Origin of the sequence: Sphingobium sp. S6 (assembly GCF_905120495.1) — a bacterium.
GTDB lineage: Bacteria > Pseudomonadota > Alphaproteobacteria > Sphingomonadales > Sphingomonadaceae > Sphingobium > Sphingobium agri.
Genome location: NZ_CAJHOG010000016.1, coordinates 13,331 through 28,740 on the forward strand (window position 1 = coordinate 13,331; position 15,410 = coordinate 28,740).

The 15,410-nt window shown below is 64.8% G+C and carries 11 protein-coding genes and 1 pseudogene; 11 read left to right on the plus strand and 1 reads right to left on the minus strand.

Going from position 1 to position 15,410, the window contains the following annotated elements; genetic code table 11:
* The first annotated feature begins 49 nt into the window (after positions 1-49).
* Genes SPHS8_RS18960 through SPHS8_RS19005 form a run of 10 tightly spaced genes read left to right on the plus strand, consistent with a single transcriptional unit; the run spans position 50 to position 11,670 of the window.
* Positions 50-1,327, plus strand: a complete 1,278-nt coding sequence (locus SPHS8_RS18960; protein WP_013039111.1) for a TolC family protein — start codon at positions 50-52, stop codon at positions 1,325-1,327.
* The gene (locus SPHS8_RS18965) at positions 1,327-2,505 is read left to right on the plus strand and encodes an efflux RND transporter periplasmic adaptor subunit (protein WP_004212877.1); all 1,179 of its coding nucleotides are present in this window, start codon (positions 1,327-1,329) and stop codon (positions 2,503-2,505) included. Before SPHS8_RS18960 ends, SPHS8_RS18965 begins: the two co-directional genes overlap by 1 nt.
* A gap of 3 nt (positions 2,506-2,508) precedes the next feature.
* Complete coding sequence (locus SPHS8_RS18970; RefSeq protein WP_004212878.1) at positions 2,509-5,754, plus strand: efflux RND transporter permease subunit; 3,246 nt, start codon at positions 2,509-2,511, stop codon at positions 5,752-5,754.
* 53 nt (positions 5,755-5,807) lie between these two features.
* On the plus strand, positions 5,808-6,296 hold the full coding sequence (locus tag SPHS8_RS18975) for an SRPBCC domain-containing protein (protein WP_013849881.1): 489 nt from the start codon (positions 5,808-5,810) through the stop codon (positions 6,294-6,296).
* Complete coding sequence (locus tag SPHS8_RS18980) at positions 6,293-6,670, plus strand: hypothetical protein (RefSeq protein WP_009824022.1); 378 nt, start codon at positions 6,293-6,295, stop codon at positions 6,668-6,670. The genes SPHS8_RS18975 and SPHS8_RS18980 overlap by 4 nt, the downstream gene beginning before the upstream one ends.
* Positions 6,671-6,717: 47 nt before the next feature.
* Positions 6,718-7,131 (plus strand): hypothetical protein, encoded by a 414-nt coding sequence (locus tag SPHS8_RS18985; RefSeq protein ID WP_004212881.1) that lies wholly within the window; start codon positions 6,718-6,720, stop codon positions 7,129-7,131.
* Positions 7,132-7,134: 3 nt separating this feature from the next.
* On the plus strand, positions 7,135-7,821 hold the full coding sequence (locus SPHS8_RS18990) for a ZIP family metal transporter (RefSeq protein ID WP_004212882.1): 687 nt from the start codon (positions 7,135-7,137) through the stop codon (positions 7,819-7,821).
* Entirely contained in the window at positions 7,818-8,426 is a 609-nt protein-coding gene (locus tag SPHS8_RS18995; protein WP_004212885.1) for a cation transporter, read from the plus strand. The genes SPHS8_RS18990 and SPHS8_RS18995 overlap by 4 nt, the downstream gene beginning before the upstream one ends.
* Complete coding sequence (locus SPHS8_RS19000) at positions 8,423-10,924, plus strand: heavy metal translocating P-type ATPase (protein ID WP_004212886.1); 2,502 nt, start codon at positions 8,423-8,425, stop codon at positions 10,922-10,924. Before SPHS8_RS18995 ends, SPHS8_RS19000 begins: the two co-directional genes overlap by 4 nt.
* Positions 10,921-11,670 carry an HAD-IIB family hydrolase gene (locus SPHS8_RS19005; protein WP_004212890.1) on the plus strand — a complete coding sequence of 250 codons (750 nt, stop codon included), beginning with the start codon at positions 10,921-10,923 and terminating at the stop codon, positions 11,668-11,670. The genes SPHS8_RS19000 and SPHS8_RS19005 overlap by 4 nt, the downstream gene beginning before the upstream one ends.
* Positions 11,671-11,866: 196 nt before the next feature.
* On the opposite strand, the gene SPHS8_RS19010 is transcribed toward SPHS8_RS19005, so the two are convergent.
* Complete coding sequence (locus tag SPHS8_RS19010; RefSeq protein ID WP_013849879.1) at positions 11,867-14,758, minus strand: Tn3 family transposase; 2,892 nt, start codon at positions 14,756-14,758, stop codon at positions 11,867-11,869.
* A gap of 125 nt (positions 14,759-14,883) precedes the next feature.
* On the opposite strand from SPHS8_RS19010, the pseudogene SPHS8_RS19015 reads away from it, so the two are divergent.
* Positions 14,884-15,357: pseudogene (locus SPHS8_RS19015) on the plus strand (recombinase family protein); the annotation flags it as partial.
* Between the last annotated feature and the right edge of the window lie 53 nt (positions 15,358-15,410).

Sequence of the window (15,410 nt, forward strand, 5' to 3'; positions counted from 1 at the left end):
GGCGTGCGTTGGCGCGCCCCTGTCGATCATCGTCAGGAGTCCTATTTTCATGAATCGTATCCTCGCGGCCATGCTGGCCGCAGCGTCTTGCGCCACGATGGCGCAGGCGCAGGTCGGACCGTCCGCGCCTGTTGCGCAGGATGCGCCGGTCTACACGCTTGACCAAGCGGTCAGTGCAGCGGGCGGTTCGGCCCCTGCTGCGGAAGCGGCGACAGCTGGAATCGACGCGGCCCGTGCAGGTCGCACAGTCGCCGGCTTGCGGCCCAATCCGGTGGTTCAAGGCCAAGTCGAGAATGTCATCGGCTCCGGGCCGTATCGGGGGGTCCGCAGCGCGGAAACCACGGTCGGCTTTGCGATCCCGATCGAGCTAGGCGGCAAGCGCGGCGCCCGCGTCGCGGTCGCCAATGCGCAATTGTCCCGGGCCGAGATCCAGGCCGCGATCATCGCGGCGGATGTCCGGCTTCAGGTAACGCAGCTCTATGTCGAAGCGGTCGCGGCCGATCGCCGGGTAATGACAGCCCGCGATCAGGCCCGGATCGCCAGCGATGCGCTGCGGGCCGCGAGCGTTCGCGTGCAGGCAGGGCGGGCATCGCCACTCGAGCAACAGCGCGCGGATGTCGCGCGTATCAATGCCGACGCCAATGTGGAGCGGCAGCTTCGCTTGGCCGAGGCGGCCCGCGCCAATCTGGCGCGTCGGATCGGACGGCCGATCGACGGCCTGCTCGATGACACGCTGCTCGATCGCCTTCCCGATGTGAACGTCTATGGGCCGTTGGCACCGGTCAACACGACCGGCACACTCGCGCTGGCGGCAGCCAACGCGGATTTCTCCATTGCCGAAGCCGGCGTGCGGCTCGCGCGCGCCAATCGCGTGCCTGACCTGAACGTCGGGCCGTCGATCCGCCGCCTGGAAGCGACCAACGACATGGCGGCGGTGTTCAGCGTGTCGATCCCGATCCCGGTGTTCAACAATGGTCGCGCCGCGATTGCGCAGGCGACCGCGCAGCGGACCCAGGCGGATGCGCAGCGCCGCGTGACCGCGCTCGACATCGAACAGGCGATCACGGACGCGCAGGCGCAGGCGGCCAATGCCGCAACGACGGCTCGTGCGGCGTCGGGGCCGGCGCTGGCGGCTGCACAGGAGGCCGCCCGCATCGCGCGGATCGGCTATCGCGAGGGCAAGTTCGGCCAGCTCGAATTGCTCGATGCTGAACGCACGCTCGCCGAAACGCGGGTCGCCGCGATCGACGCGCTTGCCAATTACCAGAATGCCCGCGCGCAAGTGGAGCGACTGACCGCTCGTGCGCCCAATGGGGGGAATCAGTGATGAAGAGCTTTTATCTCGCGGGCGCGGCGTCGCTCGCCCTGCTCTTGGCTGCCTGCGGCGGCAAGGATGGCGGAAACGAGGCAACTGCCGAAGGCGCAGCTGCCAATGAGACGGCAGCGGGCACGGAAAAGGGCGGTGCTGAAGGCGGTCATGCCGGTGAAGGCGTCGTCACATTGGGTGCCGACCAGATCGCCACAGCGGGCGTCCAGGTCGGACGGCCGATCATCGGCGGGGCCGGGACGATCGAGCTGCCCGCGATCATCGAGGGCGACCCACAGGGAACGCAGGTCGTCTCGGCCGCAATTGCGGGACGCGTGGTCGCGCTCACCCGTAACCTCGGCCAATCGGTCGGACGCGGCCAGACCATTGCGGTCATCGAAAGCCGCGAGGCGGCGCAGATCAAGGGCGAGGTCGAGGCGGCGCGGGCGCGGCTTCAGCTCGCTAATTCGAACCTCGCGCGCGAACAGCGGCTGTTCGCGCAGAGAGTCTCCCCTGAACAGGATCTGATCGCCGCCCGCACAGCGGCGACGGAGGCGCGGATCGCCCTGACGCAGGCGCAGAGCATGGTTTCGGCGGCGGGTGTCGGCGGCGGCGGGCTCAACCGGCTCGGCATTGCCGCGCCGATCTCGGGCCAGATCATTGCGCGCCCCGTGACGCTGGGACAAACGGTCGCGGCGGATGCCGAACTCTATCGCATCGCCAACCTGAGCCAGGTGTCGATCGCGCTTAATCTCAAGCCCGAGGATGCGGGCCGGGTGCGTCCCGGCAATACGGTGCTGGTGAAGGCGGCAGGCCGTCAGGCGACCGCCCGCGTGACCTTCGTGTCGCCGGCGCTTGATCCGCAGACGCGGCTCGTGCCTGCGCTCGCCACCCTCGACAATCGCGGTGGCGAATGGCGGGTCGGCGAGCCTGTGACGGCAGCCGTGCAGCTGACGGGCAGCGGCGGGAGCGGGGCGGTCCGCGTGCCGACGACGGCGGTCCAGAGTTTCGAGGGCAAGTCGGTCGTGTTCGTGCGCACGCCCACCGGCTTCAAGGCGACCCCGGTCCAGCTCGGCGATGCGTCGGGCGACACGGTGATCGTCCGGTCGGGCCTGACCGGCAACGAACAGATCGCCACCACCGGAAGTTTCACGCTCAAGGCCGAGATCGGCAAGGGCGAAGCGAGCCACGAGGATTAAGCCATGATCGCCCGTATCGTAACCTGGGCGGTCGAGAAGCGCTGGCTAGTCCTGCTCCTCACCGTCATCGTCGCCGCCATCGGCGCCTTTTCCCTCTACCGGCTACCGATCGACGCGGTGCCGGACATCACCAACAATCAGGTCCAGATCAACGTCCGCGCGCCTGCCCTCTCGCCCGAGCTGGTCGAGAAGCAGGTGTCGTTTCCAATCGAAACCGCGCTCGCCGGCACCCCCGGCCTGGAATATACGCGCTCGTTGAGCCGCAACGGCTTCGCGCAGATCACGGCGGTCTTTTCGGACGCGACGGACATCTATTTCGCCCGCCAGCAGGTGGGCGAGCGTCTGCGGGGCGTGCAAGAGAATCTGCCCGACGGCGTGAACCCTGAAATGGGTCCGATCGCGACAGGCCTGGGCGAGGTGTACATGTACACCGTTCGTCTCGATCATCGCGAGGACGACAAGCACAAGCCCGGTGAACCGGGCCAACAGCCCGATGGCAGCTACATCACGCCAGAGGGCGAGCGACTGACGACCGAAGAGGACAAGGCGACCTACCTGCGCACCGCGCAGGACTGGATCGTGACGCCGCTTCTGAAGACCACACCGGGCCTCGCCGGTGTCGACTCGATTGGCGGTTACGCCAAGCAGTTCCTCGTCGTGCCCGACGTGCAGAAGCTGGCCTCGCTCGGCATCACGCTGACGGACCTGGGAAATGCGCTGGAGCGCAATAACACCAGCGTCGGCGGTGGCTTCGTCAATCGCAATGGCGAAGGTCTGGCTGTTCGCTCGGATGCGCTCGTTCGCAATGCCAGCGAGTTGGCCAGGACCGTGATCGCGACACGTAACGGCGTGCCGATCACGGTCGAACAAGTTGCGACTGTGAAGACGGGTCAGGCGATCCGCATGGGTTCGGCATCGGAGAACGGTACCGAAGTCGTCGTCGGCACGGCGATCATGCGGATCGGCGAGAACAGCCGCATCGTGTCGACCGCGGTCGCTGAGAAACTGAAGACGATCAACGCTTCGCTGCCTCCTGACGTCGTAATTCAGCCGGTGCTGAACCGCACCGAGCTGGTCAATTCGACGATCAAGACGGTCGCGAAAAACCTGTCCGAAGGCGCGGTGCTGGTCATCGTCGTGCTCTTCCTGCTGCTCGGCAACTTCCGTGCGGCCCTGATCGCGGCGTTGGTCATCCCGATCACCATGATGCTGACAGGCTTTGGTATGCTGCGCGCTGGGGTCTCGGCCAATCTGATGAGCCTTGGGGCTTTGGACTTCGGTCTGATCGTCGACGGCGCCGTCATCATTGTCGAAAACGCGCTGCGCCGGCTTGCCGAGCAACAGCATCATGAAGGCCGATTGCTCAGCGTCAAGGAACGGCTCGCGACCGTGGCAGCCGCTGCGCGTGAGATGATCCGTCCCTCTGTGTACGGGCAGGCAATCATCATCCTCGTCTACGTACCGCTGCTCACGCTGACCGGCGTGGAGGGTAAAACGTTCGGACCGATGGCGCTGACCGTCATCATCGCGCTCGCCTTCGCCTTCATCCTCTCTCTCACCTTCGTGCCGGCGATGATTGCGATCTGGCTGTCGAAGAAGGTCGAGGAGAAGGACGGCCGCATCATCACGTGGCTGAAGAAGCGCTACGAACCCGGTCTCGACCGGGCCATGAAGCGCCCGACGCTGACGATCGGTGCGGGTGTGGGAAGCCTTGTGGTGGCGGCGCTTGCTTTCACTACGCTCGGCTCGGTGTTCCTGCCGCAGCTCGACGAAGGCGATTTGCTGATCCAGTCGCTCCGCATTCCGGCAACGTCGGTCCAGCAGAGCCAGGCGATGCAGGTGCCGATCGAGCGGATGATGTCGAAGCAGCCGGAGGTGCAATTCGTCTATTCCAAGACGGGCACCGCCGAGCTGGCGGCCGACCCGATGCCGCCGAACGCGACCGACATGTTCGTCATCCTGAAGCCGCGCAAGGATTGGCCGGATCCTGAGCTTCCCAAGGAGGAGCTGGTCAGCCGGATCGAGGGTAATCTCGCGAAGATTCCGGGAAATGCCTACGAGATCACCCAGCCCATCCAGATGCGCTTCAACGAGCTGATCGCCGGCGTGCGCGGCGACATCGCGGTGAAGGTGTTCGGGGACGACTTCAACCAGATGAACCGGACGGCCGAGCAAATCGCGGCGGTGCTGCGCAGAACGCAAGGCGCAGCGGACGTGAAGGTGGAGCAGACGACCGGTCTTCCCATGCTCGACATTCGCGTCAACCGCGACGCGATGGCGCGGTTGGGCGTTACGGCTCAGGATGTGCAGGACACCGTGACTGCGACGATCGGCGGGCGAACATCGGGCCAGATCTTCGAGGGCGACCGTCGCTTCCCCGTGGTGATCCGCCTGTCGGAGGCGCAGCGTGCCGACATCGGCCTGCTCCAACAGGTGCAGGTGCCGGTGGCAGGCGGCGGCTATGTACCGCTGTCCAGCGTCGCCGAGATCAAGGTGGTCGATGGTCCGAACCAGATCAGCCGCGAGAACGGCAAGCGGCGCGTGGTGGTGCAAGCCAACGTGCGTGGCCGCGACGTCGGATCCGTCGTGGCGGATGCGCAGGCGGCGATCGGCAGCCAACTCCGGCTGCCTGCCGGCACCTATCTCGAATGGGGCGGCCAGTTCGAGAACCTCCAATCGGCAAGCGAACGGCTGAAGCTGGTCATTCCGGCTTGCTTCATTTTGATCCTGCTGCTCCTCTACGGGGCGTTGGGATCGGTCCGCGACGCCGCGATCGTGTTCACCGGCGTGCCTTTCGCGCTGGTGGGCGGCGTCCTGTTGCTGTTCCTGCGGGGCATGGACTTCTCGATCTCGGCGGCAGTGGGCTTCATCGCCCTCTCGGGCATCGCGGTCCTCAACGGCCTCGTCATGGTCAGCTCGATCCAAGATCTGATCCGATCAGGGATGAGCCGCGAGGAAGCCGCGCATGTTGGCGCGATGCAGCGTCTGCGACCCGTCATCATGACCGCGCTAGTCGCCAGCCTCGGCTTCGTGCCGATGGCGCTGGGCGAAGGCGCCGGCGCAGAGGTTCAAAAGCCTTTGGCGACGGTCGTCATCGGCGGTCTGATCTCGGCGACGCTTCTTACGCTGTTCGTGCTGCCGACACTCTATGCCCGGTTCGGGCAGAAAGTGATCGAGAAACCCGAGCACTACAATGAGGAGCATGAAGGGGACGACCACGGTCAGACCTTCGTGAACAACTTGGCCTGATGGATGGGCGGGGCGATCCGCGATCGCCCCGCCCATCTCTGGGAGATGGGGATATGCCTCGCACCATAACCAGCTCGATGCTTCACGGCGGGCCACTGCGCATCTGGTCGGCACTCACCGATCCGGATCATCGCCGGGCGTGGAGTCCGCTCGTATTTCTCGATGATCCGTCCCGGCTCGGCGACACAGAATGCACCTTTGCGATCCAGGGCATCACCCGGCCAATTCGGACGCCAGCACGGATTGATCGATTCGATAAACCGCACGCCTTCGCTTGGTCCTGCGGCATCCCCTATCTGTTCACGCTCGAAGAGCGGTACGAGCTGGCGGGGGACGATGGCGGCACCAGGCTAACGCATAGCTGCACGCTGCGCGGGGCGCTCTCCCTGCCGTTCGCGGCGATGATGTTGCGCCGCCTGCGATCCCTGATGGTCGAATCTGACGATCGCCTCGCAACCTATCTCCGCTGGCGGGTAGGTCAGCCTGCCCGGGCTATCAATCGTCAGCGCGTCCCCTTCCGCTGCAGGAGGAAGGCGCGATGATGATGCACTGTAAGCGGGTGCTGCCCGCCGTCATCCTCGTTGTCGGGCTCGCGGCGTGCTCGGAAAGAAAGCCGCCAGCCCCGCCAACGGAGCAGCAGATCCATTCGTCCGACAGCGCCGTGGCGACCGGGGAAATGGGGCGGCATAGATATCGCTGTTCCGACGGGGAACCGCTGTTCGTCGATTACAAGGACAACGGCCTGCAGATCGATTTGCGGCGCTCCAACGGGGGACCGCCGATGATGCTGACCGCGCCAGCGCAGGGCCTGCAATATGTCGGCGAAACAGCCACCGCGACCTTCAAGGGGTCGCAGCTCACCATCGTGGAAGGCGATGGCCGTACCCGGATCTGCGAGCAGGAAGGCACGCGATGAACTGCCCTGCCTTCGAACGCCACAGGGCGCTTCGTCGGAAGAGACCGATGTCTGACACGTCGATTTCAAATGTGACAACCTTGTGCGGCCTGAATCGGGCCGGTCTGGCGATCGCGCGCCTCGGCGTCGTTCTCGTCTCCGGGGCGGTTATAGGGGCGTGTAATCCAGCGCCGACCCAGCCTACCGAGCCGGCGCATGAAAAGCATCTGACGTCGAAACTAATCGCGCAGCGCATCATGTACTGCGACGACGGCACACGCGCCGATGTCGACTTCATCGATGACGGCTTGAAAATGGCCGTCACCTGGCTGCCGAAGGGCAGGACCGAGATCCTGCGCGCGCAGCGAACCGGTGACGAGTTTCGCGGCGACCATTCGCGGGCTGTCGTGGCGGGCGGATCGATCGCGTTCACGCGACGCGGGAAGATCCGCGTCTGCCACCGAACCCCGGAGGAGTCCTAGGAAATGCAGGCACTGCTCTATACGCTTGCGCCTGTGCTGGCGGTCGTGCTCGGCGCGATTGTCGCGAGCCGCACCAAGTTGAAACCTGGCCTCGTGGCGGGCCTACAGCATCTCGCTGCCGGCGTCGTGTTCGCGGCGGCAGCGACCGAAATCCTGCCGCAGGTCAAGCATGAGGCATCGCCCAGCGCGACGTTGATCGGCGGGGCGGCGGGCGTCGCGACCATGCTGGGGCTCAAGGCTCTTGAGGCCCGCTTCAAGGGGCCGATGGCGCTACTCGCCGCGATCGGCATCGACATTCTGGTCGACGGCCTGGTGCTCGGCCTCGCTTTCGTGGCGGGCGAGAAGGCAGGTCTCCTGCTGACGATCGCGCTCACTCTGGAAGTGTTATTTCTGGGACTGACGCTGACCGACGAGCTGGCGGAAACCTATCGCTCGCGCTTGCGCATCATCGTGATCGTCTCGGCATTGGCCCTGCTGCTGCCGATCGGCGCGCTCGCTGCCGTGCCGGTCGCCGCGCTGTCGCCGGTGATGATCGCCGGCTTCCTCAGCTTCGGGCTGATGGCGCTGCTCTACCTCGTCACGGAGGAGTTGCTGGTCGAGGCGCACGAGAAACCCGACACCCCGCTCATCAGCTCGATGTTTTTCGTCGGCTTCCTGGCCCTGCTGACACTTGAGGAGATGATGGGATGATCCCGGGCAACGACAACAATGGCGGGCAGGAGCGCCGCACACTGTGGATCGTCCTGCTGCTGAACGCGGCGATCGCTGCGGGCTTCTTCGTTTCCGGCTTCTTCGCGGACTCGAGCGCGCTGATCGCCAACGGCGTCGACAACCTGTCCGATACGGCTGTGTATGCGCTGAGCCTTGTGGCGCTCACCCGGGGCCAGACATGGAAGACACGCGCCGCGGTCGCTTCGGGCGTCATGCTGCTGATCTTCGCGGGCGGCATCTTGATCGATGTCGGACGGCGCTACGTGCAGGGCAGCGAGCCCATCGGACCTACCATGATGGTCATGTCCGCGATCGCCGGCGTCGTGAATTACCTCTGCCTGCGGCTGCTCCAGCGCCTCAAGGATCCGGACGTCAATCTCCGGGCCGCAACCACCTTCAGCTTCAACGACTTCATTTCCAACGGCGGCATCCTGATCGCCGGCGTGCTGGTGCTGTGGTTGGGTACCAATTGGCCGGACCTGCTGGTCGGCTTCGCCACCGCCATCATCGCCATCAAGGGCGGTGTCGAAATCCTGCGCGACGCGCGCGCCGAAACCAAGAAAAGCGAAAGGAGGTCGTCATGAACGACAAGCTCGAACTCGACATTCCAGTGTTGTTGCCGGACCTTCCTGACGCGGCCGATGCCTGCCTGGACCGTCTCGTATCAACCCTGTCAAAGCGCGAAGGTGTCGAGCGGGCGCATGTGATCTGTCTCGACGGCAACACGCCAGCGGCGCTGTGCATCCATTTCGATGCCGCCAAGCTGCCGCTGCCACGGTTGCGCGAAATGGTGCGCGCCGCAGGTGCCGAAATCACCGAGCGCTACGGCCATGCGATCTGGCAGGTGACGGGGATCAACCACGAACGTCGGGCGCGCACGGTCAGCGATGCGCTGTGCGCCTTGCCCGGCGTGGTCCAGGCAAGCGCCAGCACCAGCGGGTCTGTCCGGGTCGAATATGATCGCCGCGAAACCACCGAAGAGGAGGTGCGCGCTGCGCTTCGCAAGCTGAAGGTGAGGGTGGGCAAGCGGGTCGCTGCCGATGAACATGCCGGCCACGACCACGGCCCCGGGGGCCACGGCGCGGGCGAAGAGAAGCACGGCCCCGGCGATGGCCACGACCATAGCCACGCCGAATTTCTCGGCCCCAATACCGAGCTGATCTTCGCGCTCGCCTGTGGCGCGCTGCTGGGGATCGGCTACGCGATCGAGAGGCTGGTCGCTGGCGCGCCCGAATGGCTGCCGACCGCCTGCTATATCGCAGCCTATTTCTTCGGCGGATTCTTCACGCTGCGCGAGGCGATCGACAACCTCCGGATGAAGAAGTTCGAGATCGACACGCTGATGTTGGTCGCTGCGGCCGGCGCCGCTGCGCTGGGCGCATGGGCCGAAGGTGCGCTGCTGCTGTTCCTGTTCAGCCTCGGCCATGCGCTTGAGCATTATGCAATGGGCCGCGCCAAGAAGGCGATCGAGGCGCTGGCGAAGCTCGCGCCCGAAACCGCGACCGTGCGACGCGGCGGGCAGACCAGCGAAATCCCGGTCGAGCAGATGGTCGTCGGGGACATTGCCATCGTCCGCCCGAACGAGCGCCTGCCTGCCGACGGCTTCGTCATCAAGGGCACCAGCGCGATCAACCAGGCCCCGGTCACGGGTGAAAGCATCCCGGTCGACAAGGTGCCGGTCGCAGATGCCGCAGCGGCACGCGCCAAGCCCGATGCAGTCGACGCGGAAAGCCGGGTTTTTGCTGGTACGATCAACGGCGGCGGCGCGATCGAGATCGAGGTGACACGCCGTTCCAATGAAAGCGCGCTTGCCAAGGTCGTGAAGATGGTGAGCGAAGCGGAGACGCAGAAGTCGCCGACGCAGCGCTTCACCGACCGGTTCGAACGGATCTTCGTGCCCGCCGTCCTGGTCCTGTCAGTGCTCCTGCTGTTCGCATGGGTGGTCGTCGACGAGCCGTTCCGCGACAGCTTCTATCGCGCGATGGCGGTGCTGGTGGCGGCAAGCCCGTGCGCGCTCGCGATCGCAACGCCGAGCGCGGTCCTGTCGGGCGTTGCCCGTGCAGCGCGGGGCGGCGTGCTCGTGAAGGGCGGTGCACCGCTCGAAAACCTCGGGTCGCTCAAAGCGATCGCTTTCGACAAGACGGGCACGCTGACCGAAGGTCGTCCGCGCATCACTGATGTCGTGCCCGTCGATGGCGCCGATGAAGGCGAGTTGCTGGCGCTGGCTGTCGCCGTCGAAGCGTTGAGCGACCATCCCCTGGCCCAAGCGATCGTCAAGGACGGCCGCGAACGTCTGAACGATCGTGCCGTGCCGACTGCCGGCGACCTCAAGAGCCTGACCGGTCGGGGCGTCACCGCGAGCGTGGATGGCGAGACGGTGTGGATCGGCAAGGCCGAGATGTTCGGAAGTGAGGGCATTCCGGCGCTGGGGCAGGGCGCGCAGGACGCAATCGCGAAGCTGCGCGAGAACGGCCGCACGACAATGGTGGTCCGCAAGGGGGACCGCGACCTGGGCGCGATCGGCCTGATGGACACGCCTCGCGAAGCTGCCAAGACCGCGTTGCGTCGGCTGCACGAGATGGGCGTGTCGCGGATGATAATGATCTCCGGCGATCACCAGAAAGTCGCCGAAGCGATCGCCGACGAAGTCGGGATCGACGAAGCGTGGGGCGACCTCATGCCCGAAGACAAGGTTGCCGCGATCAAGAAGCTCGCCGGCGAAGACAAGGTCGCGATGGTGGGCGACGGCGTGAACGATGCGCCGGCGATGGCAAGCGCCACGGTCGGCATCGCGATGGGCGCGGCGGGGTCGGACGTTGCGCTGGAGACAGCCGACGTGGCGCTGATGGCCGACGATCTGGCGCACCTGCCATTCGCAGTCGGTCTTAGCCGCCATACCCGTGGAATCATCCGGCAGAACGTCTTCGTCAGCCTGGGTGTCGTCGCCTTCCTGGTGCCTGCTACCATCCTCGGCCTCGGCATTGGGCCAGCGGTGGCGGTTCATGAGGGATCGACGCTGCTCGTCGTCATCAATGCGCTCAGGCTGCTCGCCTACCGCGATCCGGCAGGGAAGGCGGCATGAAGTGGCTGATCGCCTTCGACCTCGACGGCACGCTTGCCGAGAGCAAGCGGCCGTTATCGGAGGATATGGCCGCAATCCTCGCCCGATTGCTCGCCATCACGGATGTGGCGGTGATCTCGGGCGGGGACTGGCCGCAGTTCGAAAAGCAGATCGCCTCGCGCCTTCCTGCCGGCGTCGCGCTCGACCGTCTCTGGTTGATGCCGACCACAGGCACGAAACTCTATCGGTTCATCAATGGCGCTTGGCGCGCGGTCTATGCCGAACTGTTCGACGACGCGGAGAAGGCGAAGATCCGCACGGCCTTCGATCAGGCGCTGACCGATGCCGGTCTCGCCGACGAACGTATCTGGGGCGAACGGATCGAGGACCGGGGCAGCCAGATCACCTTTTCGGGCCTGGGGCAGGCAGCGCCGCTGAAGGAAAAGGAAGCGTGGGATCCTGACCGAAAGAAGAGGACCGCGTTGCAGGCCACGTTGCGCGCGAAGCTGCCGGAGCTCTCGATCAATCTCGGTGGCACGACATCGATCGACGTGACCAGAGCAGGGATCGACAAGGGCTATGGCCTGAAGCGCCTGAGTGCCGAGAGCGGTGTCCCGCTCGACGGGATGCTGTTCATTGGGGATGCGATATTCCCCGGTGGGAATGACTATCCCGCTGCTGAAATCGGCCTCGACACAGTGAGGGTGCGCGACGTCGCGGAAACCACCGCCGTCGTGACCGCCATCATCGCGTGTCTGCACCGATAGGATCAAGATACATGGTCGGCTCCATCGCGGAATGCCGCATTGTCAAAGCTCTGGCTTCTGTCGCTTAGGGCAGCGCTTCCTAAAACGAAAAGAAGGCAATGTGCGCGTCTCCGCGAACAAAGCCTCCAGCGATCAATCTAAGAGATTCCGCCGCGCTTCTCAATCGTAGGGGGCGTTTGCGGGAGGGGGCGGAATCCTACGCTAAGGATTTGGGCCAGCGATATTCCCCGGTTAGATTGATGTGTTCCCATCCCAACGGCGAGACGTGGGCGAGTAGATCAGGCGCGATATGGGTACCGCTGGCGGCCCGGGTATTGACGACCTCGCCGAGCTTCATGGTGTTCCAGAATATGATGATGGCGGCGAGCAGGTTCATTCCGGCGATGCGATAGTGCTGGCCTTCGCCGGATCGATCCCGGATTTCACCTCGGCGGTGGAAGCTGATGGCGCGCTTTAGGGCGTGGTGGGCCTCACCCTTGTTGAGGCCGATCTGAGCCTGGCGCTGGAGGCCGGCATCAAGAATCCAGTCGATCATGAACAGGGTTCGCTCGATGCGGCCCACCTCTCGCAATGCGAGGGCCAGCTCATTCTGGCGCGGGTAAGAGGCGAGCTTGCGAAGAATCTGGCTGGGGGCGACGATCCCCGCTGCGATCGTCGCCATGATGCGCAGGATGTCGGGCCAGTTGCGCTCGATGAGCGGTTCATTGATCTTACCTCCGACCAGCGCTCGCACATTGGCCGGCGTCGCGTTGGGCGTGAAGGCATAGAGTCTTTTCTGAGGGAGATCGCGGATACGGGGGGCGAACCTGTAGCCGAGCAAGGCGCAGGCGGCGAACACATGATCGGTGAAGCCGCCCGTGTCGGCAAAATGCTGGCGAACGCGGCGGCCCGCGTCATTCATGAGCAGCCCGTCCAGGATATAGGGAGCCTCGCTGACCGTTGCCGGGATCACCTGGGTTGCGAACGGCGCATATTGATCGGACACATGGCTGTATCCCTTGAGGCCCGGGACGTTGCCATATTTCGCGTTGATCAGATTCATCGCCTCGCCCTGCTCGGTAGCAAGGAAGAACTGCCCGTCGCTGGATGCCGATTGCCCTTGTCCCCAGAAGGCGGCCATGGGCAGGGCGGCGTGGGCCTCCACGATCATGGCGAGCGCCCGATCATAGGCGCTGCCTTCGACATGCCAGCGCGCGATCCGCAGCAATTCCCAGAAGCTGTGCGTGTTGGTCGCCGCCGCCATCTTGCGCAAACCGAGATTGACGCCTTCCGCCAGCAACACGTTCATCAGGCCGATCCGGTCGCTGCAGGGCGCGCCGGTGCGCAGATGCGTGAACGCCTCGGAAAATCCGGTTCGCTCATCGACTTCCAGCAACAGATCGGTGATCCTCGCGGGCGGGAGCTGTTGATAGAGATCGAGCACGAGATCCTCGGCCCCTTCGGGCGTGTCGGCCCTCAGCTTGTCGATGTGCAGCTTGCCGTTCTCGATGATGCCGCCTGGGATCGTGCCGGTTCGCGCCGCGCGGCCAAACTCCTTCAGCCGTGTATCCAGTCGAGCCCTGCGCTCGGCCAGCCATTCGCCGGGTCGCAGCGGCACGGCGAGCCGCGCGGTCTGCTCTATCGCCTGTGGCGGGACCAGAAGCTGCTTGAGGTCGCCATAGCGGCGCGATCCCGCCAACCATATGTCACCGGACCGGAAGGCGTCGCGGATGTGGAACAGCACCGCGATTTCCCAAAGCCGGTGGTCGCCGCTGGGCTCAGCGCAAAGATGACGATGCCATTTCGAGTTGGGACGTAGAAAATCCACCGGCGGATCGACCTTGATCCCGTTACGCAGCATCGCAACGGCCGCCAGAAGAGGCGTGGCGATCGGCGCCGCCTGCATGTCGAGCAGGCGCAGCATCCTGGGCGCGTAGAGGCGGAAACGGTGATAGCCGTCCAGCACACGGCTGAGCGGGTCGGCCGCGAGCACGTTGGTCAGCGCGGAGGCCGTGGCGACAAGGGTTCTGAACCGTTCCCAGCCAGGACCGGTGGCGATTATCCCGTCCAGGGCCGTGCCATCGTCCTGCGCTCCAAGCAAAGCACCACCGATTTCGGCAAAGGACTTCAGCGTGTCCCGAACGGCCGCCTTTTCGTCGGCGATCCTGGTGTTGCAAAGGCGTTCGGAGGCCCGATAGAGACGGCCTACGATGCGATCGTGGGTCTCCACGATGACATCGGCCAGCGATGACCGCCATTCCAGGGTGCAGACAGCGAGGATCGCAAGCCGCCTGTCTTCGGGCAGATCACGCATGCCGTCGGCGTAATAGCGCTCGCCCTGCCGGCGAAGCCGGGTCACACGATGCGCCGGCACGCCGTCCAGCAAATCCGCCGGAAGATCGAACCTTTGAAGATATTCCAGTCGATCCATCAGCCGGTTAGCGGCTGCTGAATTTGCGCCAACCTCGAACTGTCGCAGCCATACGAAGCGCGTGACGCGACCATCCACCGTATCCTCCAACAGGTGAGCCAAATTCTCGCTCAGGGTTGGCGTGATGCGATGGGCGATAAGATCCTCGATCCGGCGCTCGGCCTCAACCAGCGCATCGGCGCAAAGGCGCTCGATCGTCGAGGAGCCGGGAAGGATCGTGCGGGTGCGGCGACACTCCGCAACGAAGCGACGGGCAAGATCCTCATTCGATGTCGCCGCCTCGGCTTCCCGAGCGATCCATTCGCGCAAATCCCGTGCGCCCCGCCCCGAAAAGGAGCGATAGCCGTAGATTCGGCGAAGGTCCGCCAGATGCTCGTGCCGGGTCTCCTCGCGCGCGGCATAGAGGAGTAGATCGTCGCTGGTCAGGCCGAGCTGGGCCGCGATGAAATCCGATACCTGCGCCGGGATCAACTCGCCAGGAGCGAGCACCCGGCCCGGGTAGCGCAGGACGCACAGTTGCAGCGCGAAGCCAAAACGATTGTGGGCGCGCCGGCGCTGGCGGATATGCCCGAGATCCTCATCGCTGAGGGTATAGTGCCGCAGCAGCTCACCTTGATCGACCGGCAAGTGAAGCAGCGCCTCGCGCTGTCGATCGGTCAGGGTCACGCGACGCGGCATACATGCTCCTTATTCTTTCCGAGCTACGGTTTGAGATAGCTTGATTGAGATGCTGGTTAAGATACACAATAGCCCAATCTTATGTGCTCATGTTCGTCACCGCCTCAAACCTTCGTTTGTGATCCATGCTGATCGGCTACGCCCGCGTGTCCAAAGCCGACGGCTCGCAGTCGCTCGACCTGCAGCACGATGCCCTTCGCGCTGCCGGTGTCGAGCCAGGCAATATCTATGATGATCGTGCATCCGGTAGCCGTGATGATCGCCCCGGTCTTGCCGCCTGCCTGAAATCGTTGCGCGACGGCGATGTCCTCATCGTTTGGAAGCTCGACCGGCTCGGCCGAACGCTCACCCACCTGGTCAGCACGGTGCAGAATCTGTCGGATCGCGGTATCGGTCTGCGGGTGCTCACCGGCAAGGGCGCGCAGATCGACACCACGACGCCATCGGGCCGGATGGTGTTCGGCATTTTTGCCACACTGGCGGAGTTTGAGCGGGATATGATCCGCGAGCGCACCATGGCTGGCCTGGCCGCTGCCCGCGCGCGGGGACGCAAGGGTGGCCGCAAGTTCGCCCTCTCCAAGGCCCAGGTGCGGCTCGCGGCTCTGTTGCAAAAATCGTGAAGCTTGAGCATGCTTGGCGGAGATTGGACGGA

Coding starts and splice junctions, on each gene's coding strand:
- SPHS8_RS18990 (WP_004212882.1), top strand. CDS start 7,135: ATGCAGGCACTGCTCTATACGCTTGCGCCTGTGCTGGCGGTCGTGCTC.
- SPHS8_RS18975 (WP_013849881.1), top strand. CDS start 5,808: ATGCCTCGCACCATAACCAGCTCGATGCTTCACGGCGGGCCACTGCGC.
- SPHS8_RS18980 (WP_009824022.1), top strand. CDS start 6,293: ATGATGATGCACTGTAAGCGGGTGCTGCCCGCCGTCATCCTCGTTGTC.
- SPHS8_RS18985 (WP_004212881.1), top strand. CDS start 6,718: ATGTCTGACACGTCGATTTCAAATGTGACAACCTTGTGCGGCCTGAAT.
- SPHS8_RS19005 (WP_004212890.1), top strand. CDS start 10,921: ATGAAGTGGCTGATCGCCTTCGACCTCGACGGCACGCTTGCCGAGAGC.
- SPHS8_RS18965 (WP_004212877.1), top strand. CDS start 1,327: ATGAAGAGCTTTTATCTCGCGGGCGCGGCGTCGCTCGCCCTGCTCTTG.
- SPHS8_RS18960 (WP_013039111.1), top strand. CDS start 50: ATGAATCGTATCCTCGCGGCCATGCTGGCCGCAGCGTCTTGCGCCACG.
- SPHS8_RS19000 (WP_004212886.1), top strand. CDS start 8,423: ATGAACGACAAGCTCGAACTCGACATTCCAGTGTTGTTGCCGGACCTT.
- SPHS8_RS18995 (WP_004212885.1), top strand. CDS start 7,818: ATGATCCCGGGCAACGACAACAATGGCGGGCAGGAGCGCCGCACACTG.
- SPHS8_RS19010 (WP_013849879.1), bottom strand. CDS start 14,758: ATGCCGCGTCGCGTGACCCTGACCGATCGACAGCGCGAGGCGCTGCTT.
- SPHS8_RS18970 (WP_004212878.1), top strand. CDS start 2,509: ATGATCGCCCGTATCGTAACCTGGGCGGTCGAGAAGCGCTGGCTAGTC.